Origin of the sequence: Anaeromyxobacter sp. Red801 (genome assembly GCF_049201065.2) — a bacterium.
In the GTDB taxonomy this organism is placed as follows: Bacteria; Myxococcota; Myxococcia; order Myxococcales; family Anaeromyxobacteraceae; genus Anaeromyxobacter.
In genome coordinates, this window is record NZ_CM181236.1 from 961340 (window position 1) to 979107 (window position 17768).

A 17768-nucleotide genomic window follows, 5' to 3' on the forward strand; every position below is an offset into this window, starting at 1 on the left:
CTGCGTCGCGGCGCGGGCGCGTGCGGGCCGCGCTACGCTGCCTGGAGCATCGCGGCCTCCGGGGGAGCACCACATGTCCAGCGAGACCGGTCCTTCGGGCGGGGCGCTGCCGGCGGGGTTGCCGCCGCGGTTCCACCTGCTCGCGAAGCCGAGCGGCTCCGCCTGCAACCTGGACTGCCGGTACTGCTTCTTCCTGTCCAAGGAGGCGCTCTATCCGGACGGGCCGGCGCGCATGTCCGACGCGACGCTGGACGCGTACGTCCGCCAGCTGCTCGAGTCGCACCGCGGGCCGCAGGTCACGGTCGCGTGGCAGGGCGGGGAGCCCGCGCTGCTCGGGCTCGACTTCTACCGGCGCGCGCTCGCCGCGGTGGAGCGCCACCGCCGCCCCGGGCAGGCGGTCGAGTACACGTTCCAGACGAACGGGACGCTGCTCGACGACGCCTGGTGCGACTTCTTCCGGGCGCACGACGTCCTCGTCGGCCTGAGCGTGGACGGCCCGCGCGAGCTGCACGATGCCTACCGCGTGGATCGGAGGGGCCGCGGCACGTTCGATCGCGTGGTGCGCGGCTGGCGGCTGCTGGAGCACCACGGCGTCGAGCGCAACGTGCTCTGCACCGTGAACGCGGCCAACCAGGGCCACGGGAGGATCGTGTACCGCTTCTTCCGCGACGAGCTGGGCGCGCGCTGGGTGCAGTTCATCCCGGTGGTCGAGCGCGCCACGGCCGAGGCGCTGGCGGCGGGCGCGGACGGGTCGGCGGGCCGGCGGCGCCCGCTGTACACGCAGGCCGGGGACCGGGTCACGGATCGCTCCGTGGGCGCCGAGGGCTACGGGCGGTTCCTGGTGGACGTCTTCGAGGAGTGGATCCGCCGCGACGTCGGGCGCGTGTTCGTGCAGCTCTTCGACGTGACGCTCGAGGCCCGCTTCGGGCGGCACCTGCTCTGCCTGCACGCCCCGACCTGCGGCGCCGGCCCGGCCCTGGAGGCGAACGGCGACGTGTACGCCTGCGACCACTTCGTCGAGCCCGCGTACCTGCTCGGCAACCTCCACGCGATCCACCTCGCCGAGCTGGTGGCCTCGCCGCGCCAGCGCAGGTTCGGGCAGGACAAGCGCGACGCGCTGACCGCCGAGTGCCGGCGCTGCCCGGTGCTCGCCGCATGCAACGGCGGCTGTCCCAAGGACCGGTTCGCGCGCTCCGCGGACGGGGAGCCGGGCCACAACTACCTCTGCCCCGGGCTGCGGCGCTTCTTCGAGCACACGCGGCCGGCGATGGACGCCATGGCCGCCCTGCTGCGGCAGGGGCGGGCGCCGGCGGAGATCGTGGCCATGACCGCCGCCGAGGACGCGCTCCGCGGTCCGTATGCGCCGTGCCCCTGCGGCAGCGGGCGCAAGCTCCGCTTCTGCCACGGGGACCGGGCGCCGCCGTCGCCGTTCACCGGGCCGGGCGGTGCTCCGCGGCCGGGCCCGCCGGCGTGACCGCGGGCCCGGGGCGGGCGCCCAGCCGCTCGAGCTCGGCGTCGAGGTCCACGAACCCATGCGCGTGCAGGTGGCGCAGGCGCCGGCCGACGTCCGGGCCGTCGCCCGTGATGCTGCTCGCCCACTCCCAGAACGGCGGCGTGTCGTCGCGCAGCGCCTGGCGCAGGAACGCCGCCACGTCCGCGGAGTAGATCAGCTTGCCGCCGCTGGCGGTGAACAGCATCGCGCGGACGGTGCCCGGGCAGAGCCTCGCGGCCAGGCGGTCGCGCGAGGCCTCCTGCACGTTCAGCAGCGGCACGCGCAGGAGCGGGATGCGCTTCAGGTAGGCGAGCAGCAGCTCCTCCCGCCAGCTCGCGTGCCCCATCACGAGCCGGCCGAGCTCGTGCGCGAGCACGAACTCGATGATGTCGGCGCGATCGTCGAGCGACTTCAGGCCGCGGAACAGGTCGGGCCCGAGCACGATGATCCGCCGCCGGCGGACCAGGCCCATGGCGGTCGCGATCCCCGCGCTCCGCGAGGTGGACGAGAAGAGCTCCGGGACCGGCGCGCCCACCGCGGCGCAGAGCCGCTCGAGCATGGCGTGGATCGCCGGGAGCTGATCCGGCCCCAGCTGCAGCGAGCCCTCGCGGAACTCGGCCCACCGCGCGTGGCGCAGCCAGGCCAGCGCCGGGATCAGGGCCAGCGTCGCCACGCCCGCGACCCGGAGCTCGTTCGCGAGCCTCGAGAGGGCGGGCCGGCCGGTGAGCCAGCCGGGGGCGCGGTAGACGAGCCAGATCGCCGCGGCGCCCACGGCCGCGTTGACGAGCACCGAGAGCCAGAACACCAGCCGCTCGCGCGGGTGGCGCACGCTCTCGGGATCGAGCGCGGGCGGCGATCGCAGAGCGGTCATGGCGTCCCCTGCCGGCGCGCCGTGGCCCCGCCGGCCCTGGGCCGCAGCGTGCGCGCGCGCCGCGGCGGTGCCAACGGGCTTCGGGTCGCACCTCGTCGGCCGAGCGCGCCCTCGCCGCCGCCTGCCGCCGACGAGGGCGGACCGTGCGTCGCGCCGGCACACGGTCCGCCCCGGCGCACGCAGAAGCCGCACGTCGATCGGCGCGCCCCCGCGGGAAGCGCCCGCGGCCGATCCCGGGCGCGATACTGCCTCCGTTCCGTCGCGTTCGTGAGGGGCACGCGCGTCGCACGACGCGCCCTCGCGCCGGGCGACGAGGGGGGCGGTCATGACCAGAGGGTTCGCGATGTCGATGGCGGCGCTGCTGGCCGCCGGGGCGGCGCCGGCGCACGCGGTCGAGGGCGAGCGCGATCTCGCCGAGCCCGTGGCCCGGCGGGAGGTGCGGGCCGAGATCACGCCGTACCTGTGGATCGTCGGCATGGACGCCGACGTGACGGTCGGTGGCACCACGGTGTCGCCGAGCATCGGCTTCTCCGACCTGATGGACGCGGCCGACTTCGGCGGCTCGGTGTTCGGCCAGTTCGAGTACCAGCGCCTGCTCGCGTACCTGCAGCTCGACTACATGAAGCTGAGCACGGGCAACCTCGACCACCCGCCCGCGGCCGGGAAGCTCGACTCCGAGGCCCTCCTCACCGCGTTCGGCGTGGGGTACCAGTTCCCCGGCCTGTGGGGCGGCTCGAACCTCGGCGCCATGATCGGCCTGCGCGTCTCGTACTTCCAGAACGACCTGACGCTCTACGGGATGGGAAGCGCCAGCGGCAGCAAGACCCTGGTGGACCCGCTGCTGATCCTGACGCCGTCGATCCCGATCACCCGCTGGCTGCGGCTCAACCCCACCTTCTCGATCGGCGCCTTCGGCGACTCGGACTGGACCTACGAGCTGCAGCCGCACCTGCAGTTCCAGCTCACCGACCACGTGGCGGCGCGGCTCGGGTACCGCCGCCTCTACATGGACTATCAGGGCGACAAGGGCGAGATCAGCGGCGCGATGCACGGCTTCCTCGTCGGGCTCGGCCTGACGCTGTGACGGCGTGACGTCCGCAACCTCTTGCCCAGCACGAGTGCTACCAGTGGGCGAAGCAGGCCACCGGCGTCGATCCGGTAGCCGGTCGGCGCCGGGCCTGCGCCACGGCGCCGCTGCCCACTCCGAAGCCCCCCAACGAGCGCCCGGTCCGCGCAAGCCCACCGGGCGTACGATCCCGCACGTGATCTCCGGCGGTCCATGGCCGTGGGGAGCGCCTCCGCGCTGACGCGTTCGGTCCCGCGGCGGAGCCGCCGCCGGTCTCGGCCGGGCCCCGGGCGGAGGTGTCCCATGACGTGCGACGAGCTGATGACACGGGACGTGCTCTCCGTGCGGCCCCTGGAACGGGTGGACGCGGTCGCCCGCCGGATGCGGGACGAGAACCTCGGCTTCGCGCCGGTCTGCACCGACGACGGACGGCCCGTGGGCGCCGTCACCGACCGCGACATCGCACTGCGGGTGTGCGCCGAGGACCGCCGCGCCGGCCGGACCCACGTCGAGGAGATCATGACGCGGGAGCTGCTCACCTGCCGCGCCGAGGACGACGTGCGGAGCGCCGAGGAGCGGATGGAGGGGCGCCGCAAGCACCGCATCCTGGTGCTCGATCGCGAGGGGCGCCTCGCCGGCGTGATCAGCCTCGCGGACCTCGCGGCGCGCGAGGACGCGGCGCGCGCCATGCAGACCATCCGCAGGGTCGTCGAGCGCGAGCGGCGGACCTGAGCGCCGGTCTGGCCGCCGGGGGGGGGAAGGATGCACCGCGACGTCATCGAGAAGCCCCGCACCTGGGCGGTCGTCCCGAACGTGCTCGAGTACGAGCGTGCGCGCAGCGAGTTCTCGTGGGCCGCGGCGCGGGCCGAGCTCGACGGGCTGCCCGGCGGGCACGGGCTCAACATCGCCCATGAGGCGGTGGACCGCCACGCAGGGGGCCGCCTGCGCGATCGCGTGGCGCTGCGCTTCCTCGCCGCCGCCGGCGCGCGCACCGAGCTGTCCTACCGCCAGCTGGCCGCCGAGACGGCGCGCTTCGCGAACGCGCTCCGGGCGCTGGGCGTGGGAAGGGGCGACCGCGTCTTCGCGCTCCTGGGGCGCGTCCCGGAGCTCTACGTGGCGGCGCTGGGCACGCTCAAGAACGGCAGCGTCTTCTGCCCGCTGTTCTCGGCGTTCGGCCCCGAGCCGGTCCGGGCCCGGCTCGAGCTGGGGGGCGCGAGGGTGCTCGTCACCACCGAGGAGCTCTACCGGCGCAAGGTGGCCGGGATCCGCGGGGCGCTCTCCTCGCTGGAGCACGTGCTCCTCGCGGGCGACGCGGCGCCGGCGGAGATCCCCGGCGCGCGCGCCCTCGCGCCGCTGCTGGCGGGCGCGGCGCCGCGGTTCGAGATCCCGCCGACCGATCCGGAGGACCTCGCCCTCCTGCACTTCACCAGCGGCACGACCGGCAGGCCGAAGGGCGCCATGCACGTGCACGAGGCGGTCGTCGCCCACCACGCCACCGGGCGCATCGCGCTCGATCTGCACGACGATGACGTGTTCTGGTGCACGGCCGATCCGGGCTGGGTGACCGGGACGTCCTACGGCATCGTCGCGCCGCTCGCCTGCGGCGTGACCAGCGTCGTGGACGAGGCGGAGTTCGACGCCGACCGCTGGTACCGCATCCTGGAGGAGGAGCGCGTCAGCGTCTGGTACACCGCGCCGACCGCGGTGCGGATGCTCATGAAGGCCGGCGCGGAGCTGGCGCGCGGCCGGGACCTGTCGCGGCTGCGCTTCGTCGCGAGCGTGGGCGAGCCGCTCAACCCGGAGGGCGTGGTGTGGGGGCTCGACGCGCTCGGGCTGCCCGTCCACGACAACTGGTGGCAGACCGAGACCGGCGGGATCATGATCGCCAACCTCGCGGCGATGGCGGTACGGCCCGGCTCGATGGGGCGCCCGCTGCCGGGCATCACCGCCGCGGTCGTCGCCCGCGGGCCCGACGGCCGCGTCGTCGAGGTGGCCGAGCCGGGGGTGGAGGGCGAGCTGGCGCTCGCGCCCGGCTGGCCGTCGATGTTCCGCGGCTACCTCGGCGACGAGGCGCGGTACCGCGCCTGCTTCGCGGAGGGCTGGTACCTCACCGGCGACCTGGTGCGCCGCGACGCCGACGGCTACTTCTGGTTCGTCGGCCGGAAGGACGACGTCATCAAGTCCGCCGGGCACCTCATCGGCCCGTTCGAGGTCGAGAGCGCGCTGCTCGAGCACCCCGCCGTCGCCGAGGCGGCCGCGATCGGCAAGCCGGATCCGGTGGCGCTCGAGTTCGTGAAGGCGTTCGTCTCGCTGAAGCCGGGGTACGCGCCGTCGGAGGCGCTCCGGCTCGAGCTCATCGGCTTCGGGCGCAGCCGGCTCGGGCGGGCCGTCGCGCCGAAGGAGCTGGACTTCCTGCCGGCGCTGCCGCGGACCCGCAGCGGGAAGATCATGCGGAGGCTGCTCAAGGCGCGCGAGCTGGGCCTCCCCGAGGGCGACACGTCCACGCTGGAGGGCGGAGCATGACCGACCAGGGCAGCCCGCAGCCGGCCTCGCGCGAGCACGGGCTCGCGCTCCTCCGCGAGATGATTCGCATCCGCCGCTTCGAGGAGCGGTGCGCGGAGCTGTACGGCCAGGGCAAGATCCGGGGCTTCCTGCACCTGTACATCGGCGAGGAGGCCGTCGCGGTGGGCGCGCTCCAGGCGCTCCGCCCGGAGGACGCGATCGTCGCGACCTACCGCGAGCACGGCCACGCGCTGGTGCGGGGCATCCCGGCCACGAAGGTCATGGCCGAGATGTACGGGAAGGCGACCGGCTGCAGCCGGGGCCGCGGCGGGTCGATGCACCTGTTCGACGCCGCCACGCGCTTCTACGGCGGGAACGCGATCGTCGCCTGCGGCCTGCCGCTCGCGGCGGGCGTCGCCCTGGCCGACCGGCTGCGCGGGGAGCGGCGCGTGACGGCGTGCTTCTTCGGCGACGGCGCGCTCGGGGAGGGCGAGTTCCACGAGTCCCTGAACCTGGCGGCGCTGTGGCGCCTGCCGGTGCTGTTCGTGTGCGAGAACAACCTGTACGCGATGGGCACGGCCATCGAGCGTCACCAGGCCCAGCTCGATCTCCCGCTCAAGGCGCGCGGCTACGCTGTCGCGGCCGCCAGCGTCGACGGCATGGACGTCCTCGCCGTCGAGGGAGCGGCGCGCCGCGCCGCGGAGCAGGTCCGGGCGGGCGAGGGGCCGTTCCTGCTGGAGGCGAGGACGTACCGCTTCCGCGCCCACTCCGCCTACGATCCCGAGCTGTACCGGTCGAGGGAGGAGGTGGAGCGCTGGAAGCAGCGGGACCCCATCCCCGCCCTCCAGCGCGCCCTCCGCGAGGCGGGCGTCCTGCGGCCGGAGGACGTCGAGCGGCTCGAGGCCGGGATCGCGCGCGAGATCGACGAGGCGGTCGCCTTCGCGGAGGCCTCGCCGTGGGAGCCGGTGGACGACCTGCTCCGCGACGTCGTGGCGGGGCCGGCGAGCGGAGGGGCGCCATGAGGACCACCTACCGCGAGGCGCTGCGCACGGCCCACCGCGAGGCGCTCCGGCGGGACCCGCGCGTCTTCCTGATGGGCGAGGACGTGGGCAGGTACGGCGGGTCGTACGCGGTCAGCAAGGGGCTGCTCGAGGAGTTCGGCCCGGAGCGGATCCGCGACACGCCGCTCTCCGAGTCCACCTTCGTGGGCGCCGGGGTCGGGGCGGCGCTGGCGGGGATGCGGCCCATCGTCGAGATCATGACGGTGAACTTCAGCCTCCTCGCCCTCGACCAGATCGTGAACAACGGCGCGCTGCTGCGCCACATGTCGGGCGGGCAGGTCTCGGTCCCGCTCGTGATCCGGATGGCCACCGGGGCCGGGCGGCAGGTCGCGGCGCAGCACTCCCACAGCCTGGAGGGCTGGTACGCGCACATCCCGGGCATCAAGGTGCTCGCGCCGGCGACCCTCGAGGACGCGCGCGGGATGCTCTGGTCCGCGCTGCAGGACCCGGACCCGGTCCTGCTGTTCGAGCACGCCACGCTCTACGCGGCCGAGGGGGACCTGGCCGAGGGCGCGGGGGCGGTCGACATCGCGCGGGCCGCGATCCGCCGCCCGGGGCGCGACGTCTCGATCCTCACCTACGGCGGCACGCTGCCCAAGGCGCTCGCCGCGGCGGAGGCGCTCGGGCGCGAGGGGATCGACGCGGAGGTGATCGACCTGCGCGTGCTGCGGCCGCTCGACGGCGGGGCGATCCTCGCCTCGGTCCGCAAGACGCGCCGCGCGGTGATCGTGGACGAGGGGTGGAGGTCGGGGAGCCTCTCGGCGGAGATCTCGGCGCGCATCATGGAGGGCGCGTTCTACGACCTCGACGCCCCGGTGGCGCGCGTCTGCTCCGCCGAGACGCCCATCCCGTACCCCCGCCACCTCGAGGAGGCGGCGCTGCCGCAGCCCGAGGGCATCGCCGCCGCCGCCCGGGAGCTGATCCATGGCTGAGTTCCGGATGCCGTCGCTCGGCGCGGACATGGAGGCGGGCACGCTGGTCGAGTGGAAGGTCAAGCTCGGCGACCGCGTGCAGCGCGGCGACCTCGTGGCGGTGGTGGACACGGACAAGGGGGCCATCGACGTCGAGATATGGGAGGACGGCACGATCGCCTCCCTGCTGGTCGAGCCCGGGACGAAGGTGCCGGTGGGGACCGTGCTCGCGCTCTTGACCGCCCCGGGCGAGCGCGCGGCCCCGGCCGCCCCGCCCGCCGCGGCCACGGCCGCGCCGCCGCCCGAGCGGCCCGCGGCGGCGCCCACCGGTCTCCCGGCGCCCGCGCCGTCCCCGCCTTCCCCGCAGCCGGCGTCCGGGCGCGCGCGCGCCTCGCCCGGGGCGCGCGCGCGGGCACGCGAGCTCGAGGTGGACCTCGCCGCCGTCCGCGGGACCGGGCCGGGCGGCGCGGTGACGCGCGCCGACGTGGACGGGGCGACCCGCGCGCCGGCGAGCGCCATGCGCCAGGCGATCGCCGCCGCGATGTCGCGCTCGAAGCGCGAGATCCCGCACTACTACCTGGCCGCCGATCTGGAGGTCTCGCGCGCGCTCGCCTGGCTCGCCGCCGAGAACGAGCGCCGCCCGGTCGCCGAGCGCCTCCTCCCGCTCGTGCTCCTGCTCCGGGCGGTGGCCCGGGCCGCGCGGGCGGTCCCGGAGGTGAACGGGTACCACGTGGACGGCGCGTTCCGGCCGGCCGGGGCGGTCCACCTCGGCGTCGCGATCTCGCTGCGCCAGGGCGGGCTCGTCGCGCCCGCCCTGCACGACGTCGATCGCAAGCCGCTCGGGGAGCTCATGCGCGAGCTCGGCGATCTCGTCGCCCGCGCGCGCGGCGGCGGGCTGCGGAGCTCCGAGCTGACCGACGCGACGCTCACCGTGACCAGCCTCGGCGACCTGGGCGTCGACCGGGTGTACGGGATCATCTACCCGCCGCAGGTGGCGCTGGTGGGGTTCGGATGCATCCAGGATCGCCCCTGGGCGGTCGAGGGCCGCGTCGAGCTCCGGCCGGTCGTGACCGCGACGCTCGCCGGGGATCACCGGGTGAGCGACGGGATCCGCGGCGCCCGGTTCCTCGCCGCCGTCGACCGCCTGCTGCAGGCGCCGGAGGAGCCATGACCCCGGCGGCGATCCGCGCCGCGGTGCTCTCGATCCTGGGCGGCACGCGCCCGAGGTCGACCTCGCCGCGATCCGACCCGACGCCGACCTGCGGGACGCGCTCGACATCGACTCGATGGACTTCCTCCGGTTCGTCGTCCGCCTGGACGAGCGGCTCGGCGTGAGCGTCCCGGAGAAGGACTACGCGAGGGTGCGCACGCTCGCCTCGTGCATCGCGTACCTCTCCGAGCGCGGCGCGTCGGAGCGCGGTCCCCCGCGACCCGGATGAGCAGGTTCGGCCGTCGGCCCTCCCGGATAAGTCGGGCTCACGCTCGCACCCAGGACGGAGGACTGGATGACCGACCCCTCGGCCCACTCGGCGGCCCTGACCTACGGCTCCTACCTGGCGCTCGACGAGCTCCTCGCGGCGCAGCGGCCGCGCTCCGAGGAGCACGACGAGCTGCTGTTCATCGTGGTGCACCAGGTCTACGAGCTCTGGTTCAAGCAGCTCCTCCACGAGCTGACCTGGCTCCAGGAGCGGCTGCACCGGGGCGAGGGCGGCCACGCGCTCGCCACGCTGAAGCGGGTCCTCACCATCCTGAAGACCGTGGTGGCGCAGGTGGACGTCATCGAGACCATGACGCCGCGCCAGTTCACCGCGTTCCGCAGCCGCCTGGAGGCGGCGAGCGGGTTCCAGTCGGCGCAGTTCCGGGTGCTGGAGGCGACGCTCGGGCGCCGCGACGAGCAGATGCTCGCGCCGTACCCGCCCGACGGCCCGGGGCACGCGCGGATCGCCGCGGCGATGGCGGCGCCGTCGCTGTTCGACTCCCTGCTGCGCTACCTCGCCACCCAGGGGTTCGCGACGCCGGCGGCCCCCGAGCCGCGCCCGGCGGGCTGGCGCCAGCCGTCGGAGGCGGTGCAGCGCGTCCTGCTGGACGTGTACCGCGCCGACGGCGAGCCGGCCCTGGTGTGCGAGCGGTTCGTGGACCTCGACGAGGGCGTCCAGGAGTGGCGCTACCGGCACGTGAAGATGGTCGAGCGGACCATCGGCGACAAGCCGGGCACCGGCGGGTCGGCGGGCGCGCAGTACCTGCGCTCGACCCTGTTCACCCCCGCGTTCCCGGATCTGTGGGCGGTGCGGGGCGCGCTGTGAGCCCGCTCGCGCGCCACTACGCGCGCTTCCGCGTGGCGGAGCGGCTGCTGCTCACCGGCCACTCGCACCAGGCCTGGCCCGACGTGGCGCGGGACGGGCAGCTCGAGGCGTTCGACGACGCGGCGCGCGAGGTGGACGAGAAGTGGGGGCGGGCGCTCGCCAGGGCCGAGCGGGTGCGCGACGGATTCCGGACGCTGCTCGCCGATCCCGGCGGCGAGATCGCGCTCGGCGGGAGCACGCACGAGCTGGTGCTGCGGTTCCTCTCCGCGCTCGACCTGCGGCGGCGCCGGCGGCTGGTCACGACCGACGGCGAGTTCCACACCCTGCGCCGGCAGCTCGCCCGGCTCGGCGAGGACTGGCTCGAGGTGGAGGTGGTCCCGGCGCGGCCGGTGGACACGCTCGCCGAGCGGCTCGCCGCGCGCGCCGGCGACCCGACCGCCGCGGTGCTGGTCTCGGCGGTCCTGTACGAGGACGCCCGGATCGTGCCCGGCCTCGGGGGGCTCGCCGAGGCCTGCGCGGCGCGCGGGGTCGAGCTGCTGGTGGACGCCTACCACGCGCTCGGCGCGATCCCGTTCCCGCTGCCGGCCATGGGGCTCGGGTCCGCCTGGATCGTCGGCGGCGGCTACAAGTACCTGCAGCTCGGGGAGGGGAACTGCTTCCTGCGGCTGCCGCCGCACGCGCGCGCGCTGCGGCCGGCCATCACCGGGTGGTACGCCGAGTTCGACGCCCTGGCGGACGCGGCGCGTCCGGGCCTGGTGCCGTACGGCCGCGGGGCCGCCGCGTTCGCGGGCTCGACGTACGATCCGACCAGCCACTACCGCGCCGCGCGCGTCATGGACTTCTTCGGCGAGCAGGGGCTGACCCCGGAGGCGCTCCGGGCGAGCTACCGCCGGCAGCTCGCGCTGCTCGCCGCGCGCTTCGACGCGCTCGGGCTGGACGAGGCCGTGGTGACGCGGGACCGCGACACCTCGCTCGACCGGCTCGGCGCGTTCCTGGCGCTCGACTCGCCCCACGCGGCGGCGCTGCAGCGCGCCCTCGCAGCCCGGGGCGTGCTCGCCGACAGCCGCGGGCGCCACCTGCGGCTCGGGCCGGCGCCCTACCTCGACGACGCGCAGCTCGAGGCCGCCGTCGCGCGGCTGGGCGAGGCGGCGCGGGAGCTCCGGGCCGGGCCGTGAGATGATGCCCGAACAATCCGTCAACCGGACGTCACGGGCGCGCAACGCCGGGCGCCCCAGCGTATCGCCGCCATGATCCGACCGTCTCCGCAGTGCGCACGCCGCGTCGCCGTGCTCCTCCTCCTCGCGCCGCTCGCGGCCGCCGCGCAGCCGCGCGAGGCGCGCGGGAAGGGCGCCCAGCTCCCCGAGTCCTCGCTGCAGCTCATCCTGAGGAGCCGCGACGCGCTCGGCCTCGACGCCGGCCAGGCCGTCACGCTCGAGCTGAAGCTGAGCGAGCTCCAGCTCCGCGTCCGGGAGCTGGTCGCGGAGCGCGATCGCGACGTGGAGCAGTCGAGGTCGGGACCGCAGAGCGGGGCGCCGGGGCCGGGCGACGGACCGCTCCGGGGTGGCACCGGCGCCGCCCCGCCGCCGGGGGCCATCCAGGTCCGGGACCAGCGCCTGCTCGCGGACTACCAGGCGCTGGACGCGGCGAGCGTCCAGGGCGTCCGGCGGGTGTTCCGGCCGGGGCAGCTCGAGCAGGTGGAGGCGCTGCTGGCCCGCCGCGCCGATGCGCTCGCCGGCCGCGCGTCGCGGCCACCCCCGGAGCCGCCTCGCGACGGGGGTCCGCCGGCCCCGCCGAGAACGAGCGGGGCCGGGGCGCCCTGAGACGCCCCGGCCCCTTGGGAGCAGCGGGGAGGATCGCTCCCCGCCGCCTCGCAGCGGTTGCTACGGCACCGCGTCGATCAGCGTCTGGCGGCCGTTCTCGAACACCGACGGCGCCCAGCCGTTGTCGTACGCGTGCTTGCGCAGCTGGAACTGCTCGAGCGCGTCACCGGACTGGTGGCAGCTCATGCAGGACGCGGTGGACGGCCCGAGGAGCTGGTCGTCGGCCAGGTCGTTCCACGGCGCCACGCCGGCGTCGTAGGTCACCCCGACCACCTGCCGCGGATCCGGCAGCACGTTCGCGGTGGTGCCGCCGGCCGTGTCGACGTGGCAGGCGCCGCAGTCGTTCAGCGCGCGCGGGTACTCCACCTCGACGAAGCGGTGCGGGCGCCACGTCCCGTCGGTGCTGTCGGCGAGCTCGCCCTGCGCCTTGCAGCTGCCGTCGGTGTTCGCCACGTTCGAGTAGTCCTTGCCCGTGGCGGCGGAGCCGTACACCTTGCAGTAGCTGAGCGGCCCGTCCTCCTCGTCCACGCAGCTCACGCACGCGTCACCCGTCGGCCAGTTCGGCAGGACCGCCAGCGCCTCGGCGGACCCGAAGAAGTAGATGCCGTTGGTGCGGTAGTACATGAGGCCGCGGCCGGTCTCGCCGGCCGAGTGGATCGCGTGCACCATCGTGCGGAGGTCGTACGTCTGGCCGGCCAGGCCGTCGTACGCGTTCGCGGCGGTGATGCCGATGTCGAGGCGACGGTTCTGCTCGCTCGACGCCGGGTTGTGGCACATCACGCACAGCTCGATGCTGTCCACGCGGCTGCCGCCGTGCTGGTACAGGGTGCCGAAGTGGCACGCGTTGCACTTGTCCACCGAGACGATCTGACGGCGGATCGTGTCCGGCAGCGCGCCGTCCGCCACCATGAACTCGCGGGTCGGGGTGGTCGCGCGGACCCAGATGACGTTCCCGTTGTCGAACCGGACCTGCGGCTTGCCCTGCAGGGCGACGATGCCGCGGGTGGCCGTGGTGGTCTGGAGCGGCAGCACCGTCGTGGCGACGTGGTTGGCGTCGCAGGTCGTGTTGGTGGTGTTGAGCTGGGTGGAGCCGTTCGGCTGGCCGGGGAGGATGGTGGTGGACGTGCCGGTGAGGCCGTCGTTCACCCAGTCGTCCGCCTGCGCGTAGGAGCGGATGAAGCTCATCGAGTTGCCGCAGCCCGCGGCCGTGTTGGTGCAGCCCTCGGTGGCCAGGTCAGGCGGCGTCCGGAAGAACACCGGGCCGACTGCGTAGTTGTCGTTGCACGGATCCCACGCCGCGCCGCCGTTCTCCGGGTTGGTGGCGGTCCAGGTGACCGTCATGTCCGTGGCGCTCACCGCGACGTCGGTGATCGCGAGCTTGATCGTCGAGGCGAGCACGATCGACTGGTCGGCGCCGTCCCAGATCAGGCCGGCGCGCTCGGTGACCTGGCCGTCGTGGAACATCGAGGCGGTCTGGCCGTCATGGCACGGGGTGCAGGTGTCGAACGGCGTGAACGCGGCGTGGTTGAAGGGCGCGTCGGGGAACGCACCCATGTCGTCGTGGCAGGACACGCACAGGGCGAACGACACCGGGGCGTTCGCGGCGGCGGCGAGCCGCTCACCCTGGTGGCAGGTGGCGCAGTTGTTCATGTTGCCCGGGAAGCCCTTGGAGAAGTCGGTGAAGTTGCCGTTCGACGGCCACACCCAGTGGTACACGCCGTCCGGCATGTTCTTCGAGTTGTGGATGCCGTGGACGATGCCCATGAGGCCGGTGCCGCGGGTCCCGTCGGCGGGCGGGACCTCCACGATCGGCGGCGTCACGTTGTTGTTGGCGGCGACGTAGCCGGTGAGGCGCGTCTCGACGGCGCCGTCGCGGTTGTGGCAGACGACGCACGGGCCGACGCCCTGCGGGTTGGTCACGTCGTGGGCCGCGCCGCGCCAGATGTGGTTGCCGTGGCAGTTCATGCAGGCTTCGTTGCTCACGGAGTCGTGCGCGACCTCGCCGAGGGTCGCGACCACGGTCGCGGTCATCTCGTCCGGGCCCATGGTGCTCAGCATGAAGGTCGTGCCGGGCGCCGGGTCGGCCGCGAAGCGGAGACCGTGATGGTGTAGTTCCCGCTGCCGTTGCTGGCCACGGACCACTGCACGTTCGGATCGCAGGTGGCGGTCGCGGTGGTGCCACACGGGATCTTGGTCCGGCGGCCGGCGCGGATCGCCGGGTCGTAGACCCAGAACGCGTCCTCGTTGTGCGCCCGCAGCGTCGCCGCCTTGTTGGTGAAGTCGATCCGGTTCACGCCGTTCACCTTCACGTTGAAGCGGAAGGTCACCGCGTGCGTGTCGGGGTTGACGCGGATCGTGTACCGATCGTCGGTGGACAGCGTCACCTGGACGGCGTCCGTCGGCGCGAGCGCATGGACGGAGCCGATCGACCCCGCGTGACAGCTGGCGCACGCCTCGGTGGTGGCGAGCGGCGGCTCGCCCGGATCACCCTTGTCGCCCTTGTCGCCCTGGTCCCCCTTGTCTCCCTGCGGCCCCTGCGGGCCCACCGGCCCCTTGTCGCCCTGACAGCCGGCGGACAGCGTCGTCGCGAGTGCGATCGCGACGAGCATCATCAGCTTCCTCATGACTCCCCCTCCCTACGTTGGGTTGCGCTACGGAACCCGCGAACGTCGGAGTGCGATGAGACGCCCCCGAATCCCACCGGTCAATGCGACGGCCGACCACGCCACAATCCGGGATCAATCGAATGGCCCGGTGCGGCAATGGTCGCTGCGCAATCGCGCACGCCGGGAAAGCTCCTGCGCCCGGCGGCCCGCCGCGCACGGGGGCGGCCGGACCGCACGCCGGCCCGGCGCGGCCGGGGCCCCGCCCGTGGGGGCGGGCAGGGCGTCACGCCGTTGACGCCAGGGGCGCGGGCGCGCGCCGCGGCCGCGGCGGCGGGTGTCACCCGGGGTGAGGGCAAACCCGCGCGCGGCGCCGGGAAATCGCGAGCGCCTCCCCTGGCCCGGCGCTTGCTGCCGCGTCCGGACCGCCAACCCCCGGGACGCCATGCTCGCTCGAATGAAGATCGGAACGAAGATCGTCGGCACCTACGCCATCGCGGTCGCCCTCCTGCTCGCGCTGCTGGCGGGCAGCGTCGTGGCGCTCCGCACGCTGGAGGGCATCTCCGCCGGCTTCACCGGCGTGGCCGTGCCGAACCTGAGCTCCGTGGCGACGCTCGAGTCCGAGATGACCGACGTCTCCCGGGCCGTCCACGCGCTCTCCAACGCCCGCTTCGACGCCGACTTCCGCGCCGCGCTCCGCCGGGACGCGGACCGGTCGCTGGAGGCCGTCGCCCGCGCGCGGAGCGAGTACGGCGCGCGCCCCAGGTCGGCGGAGGAGGACGCGCACTGGCGGGCCCTGGGGTCGCCGCTGGACGACTGGGCCGGCGCGGTGACGCGGGTGCTCGAGCTGGAGCGGCGCCGCGACGCGCTGCTCGCGCAAGGGCTGCCGGTGGAGGACCCGCAGGTGGAGCGCGCACAGCACCGGATCCTGGGCGCGCTCCTGCTGCATCGGGACGGCTACGACGCCGCCATGGGGCTCCTCGATGGGCTGAAGGCGAGCCAGGCCGCGCAGGTGGCGGCGGAGGGGGCGCGGGCGAGGCGCGCGGCGGTGGTGTCCGGGGTGGCGCTGGCCGCGGCGATCCTGCTCATCGCCGTCGCCGTGCTGGCCGTCGGGGCGCTGGTGGCGCGCGACGTCACCGCCACCTTCGCCCGGGTGGCCGGGACGCTCGATCAGATCGCGGCCGGGAGGATGCCCGCGCGCATCACCGAGACGCGCGGCGCGGACTTCAACGGCGTCCGCGACAGCCTCAACGCCGTGACCGGGGCGGTGGAGGCGCTCGTCGCCGACGCCAAGGGCCTGGCCGGCGCCGCCGCCGCGGGCCGGCTCTCCGCGCGCGCCGACCTCTCCCGCCATCAGGGCGACTACCGCGCCATCGTGGCCGGCGTGAACGAGACGCTCGACGCGGTGACCGGGCCGGTGGCCATGGCCGCCGACTACGTCGATCGGATCGCCCGGGGCGACATCCCGCCGCGCATCGAGCGGGAGTACCCCGGGGACTTCGCCCCGCTGCGCGACAACCTCAACACCTGCGTGGACGCGGTGAACGCGCTCGTGGCGGACGCGCGCGCCCTGTCCGCCGCCGCCGTCGAGGGCCGGCTCGCGACCCGCGCGGACGCGACGCGCCACCAGGGCGACTTCCGGCGTATCGTGGAGGGCGTCAACGCCACCCTGGACGCGGTGATCGGGCCGCTCGGGGCCGCGGCGGCCTGCGTCGACCGCATCGCGCGCGGCGACCTCCCCGGCGCCATCTCGGAGCGGTGGGCGGGTGACTTCGACGCGCTGAAGGGCAGCCTGAACGGTTGCATCGGCGCGGTGGACGCGCTGGTGGCCGACGCAGGCCTGCTCTCTCGCGCGGCGCTGGACGGCAGGCTGGACGTCCGCGCCGAGGCCGCGCGTCACCAGGGCGTCTACCGCGAGATCGTGGAGGGCACGAACGAGACGCTCTCGGCGGTGGTCGCGCCCATCCGCGACGTGGCCGCGGTGCTGGGCCGCCTCGCGGAGGGCGACCTCTCGGCGCGCGCCGACGCCGCGCGGTACCGCAACGAGTCGCGCGCCATCCTGGAGGGCGTCAACGCCACGCTCGACGCGCTGCTGGCGCCGGTGCACGAGGCGGCGCAGGCACTCGGGCGCCTCGCCGAGCGGGACCTGCGCGTGCGGATGGGCGGCGCGTACCGCGGCGACCACGCGCGGCTGAAGGAGGCGCTCAACGCGACCGCCACCGCGCTGCACGACGCGCTGGCGCAGGTGGCCGAGGCGGCCGACCAGGTGTCGAGCGCCGCGTCCCAGATCGCCTCCTCGTCGCAGGCGGTGGCGAGCGGCGCCTCGGAGCAGGCCGCCTCCCTCGAGCAGACCCGCGCCTCCGTGGACGGGGTCGCGGCGGTGGCGCAGCGGGCCGCGGAGGGCGCGCAGCAGGCGAGCCGGCTGGCCGAGCTGGCGCGCGGCGCGGCCGGCGAGGGCGCCGCGGCGGTGGCCCAGGTGCAGGGCGCGATGGCGAGCATCCGCGCGAGCGCGGAGGGCACCTCGCAGATCATCAAGGACATCAACGAGATCGCGTTCCAGACGAACCTGCTCGCGCTGAACGCCGCCGTCGAGGCGGCGCGCGCGGGCGAGGCCGGCCGCGGCTTCGCGGTGGTCGCCGAGGAGGTCCGCTCCCTGGCGCTGCGCTCCAAGGAGGCGGCCAGCCGGACCGAGGGGCTCATCCGCGAGTCGATGGGCCGCGCGGACGAGGGCGCCGCCGTCGCCACGCAGGCAGCTGCGCGCCTCACCGACATCGTCGGCTCGATCGGCCAGGTGTCCGACCTCGTCCGCCAGATCGCGGACAGCGCCCGCGCGCAGACCGCCGGCGTCACGCAGGTCCACGCCGCGGTCGGCGAGATGGACAAGGTGACCCAGCAGAACGCGGCCAGCGCCGAGGAGTCCTCCTCCGCGGCCAGCGAGCTCTCCGGCCAGGCCGAGGAGCTCGCCGCGATGGTGGGCGCGTTCCGCATCGCCCGCGCCGGGGCGGCGCCCGCCGCGCCGCCGCAGGCCCTCGACCGGCCGGCGGACCGCGACGTCGTCGCGGCCCCGCGCCGGGCGGAGGCCTGAGCGCGGGCCCGAGCAGCCCGGCGCGCCGCAGGACGTCGGCGCGCGCGGGGACTC

The 17768-nt window shown here is 75.1% G+C and carries 15 protein-coding genes; 12 read left to right on the top strand and 3 right to left on the bottom strand.

From position 1 onward, the window contains the following. Positions 1–73: 73 nt before the first annotated feature. Entirely contained in the window at positions 74–1474 is a 1401-nt protein-coding gene (locus tag ACOQFB_RS04450; RefSeq protein ID WP_421608766.1) for an anaerobic sulfatase maturase, read from the top strand. On the opposite strand, the gene ACOQFB_RS04455 is transcribed toward ACOQFB_RS04450, so the two are convergent. Continuing rightward, positions 1431–2363, bottom strand: a complete 933-nt coding sequence (locus ACOQFB_RS04455; protein ID WP_059435829.1) for a M48 family metalloprotease — start codon at positions 2361–2363, stop codon at positions 1431–1433. The two genes, ACOQFB_RS04450 and ACOQFB_RS04455, sit on opposite strands and share 44 nt — an antisense overlap. A 325-nt stretch (positions 2364–2688) precedes the next feature. Between ACOQFB_RS04455 and ACOQFB_RS04460 the strand changes: the two genes are divergently transcribed. From ACOQFB_RS04460 to ACOQFB_RS04505, 10 genes are all read left to right on the top strand, one after another. After that, positions 2689–3447, top strand: coding sequence for a hypothetical protein (locus ACOQFB_RS04460; protein ID WP_421608767.1), 759 nt, complete (start codon positions 2689–2691; stop codon positions 3445–3447). 285 nt (positions 3448–3732) lie between these two features. Continuing rightward, a complete protein-coding gene (locus ACOQFB_RS04465) occupies positions 3733–4161 on the top strand; it encodes a CBS domain-containing protein (RefSeq protein WP_059435827.1) in 429 nt (142 codons plus the stop codon). A 30-nt stretch (positions 4162–4191) separates the two neighbouring features. After that, entirely contained in the window at positions 4192–5952 is a 1761-nt protein-coding gene (gene acsA / locus ACOQFB_RS04470; protein ID WP_421608768.1) for an acetate--CoA ligase, read from the top strand. After that, positions 5949–6953 (top strand): pyruvate dehydrogenase (acetyl-transferring) E1 component subunit alpha, encoded by a 1005-nt coding sequence (gene pdhA / locus ACOQFB_RS04475; protein WP_059435825.1) that lies wholly within the window; start codon positions 5949–5951, stop codon positions 6951–6953. Before acsA ends, pdhA begins: the two co-directional genes overlap by 4 nt. Then, the gene (locus ACOQFB_RS04480; RefSeq protein WP_421608769.1) at positions 6950–7924 is read left to right on the top strand and encodes an alpha-ketoacid dehydrogenase subunit beta; all 975 of its coding nucleotides are present in this window, start codon (positions 6950–6952) and stop codon (positions 7922–7924) included. The genes pdhA and ACOQFB_RS04480 overlap by 4 nt, the downstream gene beginning before the upstream one ends. Then, a complete protein-coding gene (locus ACOQFB_RS04485; RefSeq protein ID WP_421608770.1) occupies positions 7917–9074 on the top strand; it encodes a dihydrolipoamide acetyltransferase family protein in 1158 nt (385 codons plus the stop codon). The genes ACOQFB_RS04480 and ACOQFB_RS04485 overlap by 8 nt, the downstream gene beginning before the upstream one ends. A 115-nt stretch (positions 9075–9189) precedes the next feature. Further along, a complete protein-coding gene (locus ACOQFB_RS04490) occupies positions 9190–9342 on the top strand; it encodes an acyl carrier protein (RefSeq protein WP_494492470.1) in 153 nt (50 codons plus the stop codon). A gap of 66 nt (positions 9343–9408) precedes the next feature. Further along, positions 9409–10206, top strand: a complete 798-nt coding sequence (locus tag ACOQFB_RS04495) for a tryptophan 2,3-dioxygenase (RefSeq protein WP_421608772.1) — start codon at positions 9409–9411, stop codon at positions 10204–10206. After that, complete coding sequence (locus ACOQFB_RS04500) at positions 10203–11381, top strand: kynureninase (RefSeq protein WP_421608773.1); 1179 nt, start codon at positions 10203–10205, stop codon at positions 11379–11381. Before ACOQFB_RS04495 ends, ACOQFB_RS04500 begins: the two co-directional genes overlap by 4 nt. Before the next feature lie 111 nt (positions 11382–11492). Further along, positions 11493–12026 (top strand): hypothetical protein, encoded by a 534-nt coding sequence (locus tag ACOQFB_RS04505; protein WP_421608774.1) that lies wholly within the window; start codon positions 11493–11495, stop codon positions 12024–12026. Positions 12027–12086: 60 nt separating this feature from the next. Here the strand turns inward: ACOQFB_RS04505 and ACOQFB_RS04510 are convergent, their stop codons facing one another. Together ACOQFB_RS04510 and ACOQFB_RS04515 are read right to left on the bottom strand one after the other, a co-directional pair. Then, positions 12087–14084 carry a multiheme c-type cytochrome gene (locus ACOQFB_RS04510; protein WP_494492471.1) on the bottom strand — a complete coding sequence of 666 codons (1998 nt, stop codon included), beginning with the start codon at positions 14082–14084 and terminating at the stop codon, positions 12087–12089. Then, positions 14078–14650 carry a hypothetical protein gene (locus ACOQFB_RS04515; protein WP_494492472.1) on the bottom strand — a complete coding sequence of 191 codons (573 nt, stop codon included), beginning with the start codon at positions 14648–14650 and terminating at the stop codon, positions 14078–14080. Before ACOQFB_RS04515 ends, ACOQFB_RS04510 begins: the two co-directional genes overlap by 7 nt. A gap of 436 nt (positions 14651–15086) precedes the next feature. Here ACOQFB_RS04515 and ACOQFB_RS04520 point away from each other — a divergent pair, with 436 nt between their 5' ends. Beyond that, positions 15087–17714 carry a methyl-accepting chemotaxis protein gene (locus ACOQFB_RS04520; protein WP_421608776.1) on the top strand — a complete coding sequence of 876 codons (2628 nt, stop codon included), beginning with the start codon at positions 15087–15089 and terminating at the stop codon, positions 17712–17714. Positions 17715–17768: the final 54 nt, after the last annotated feature.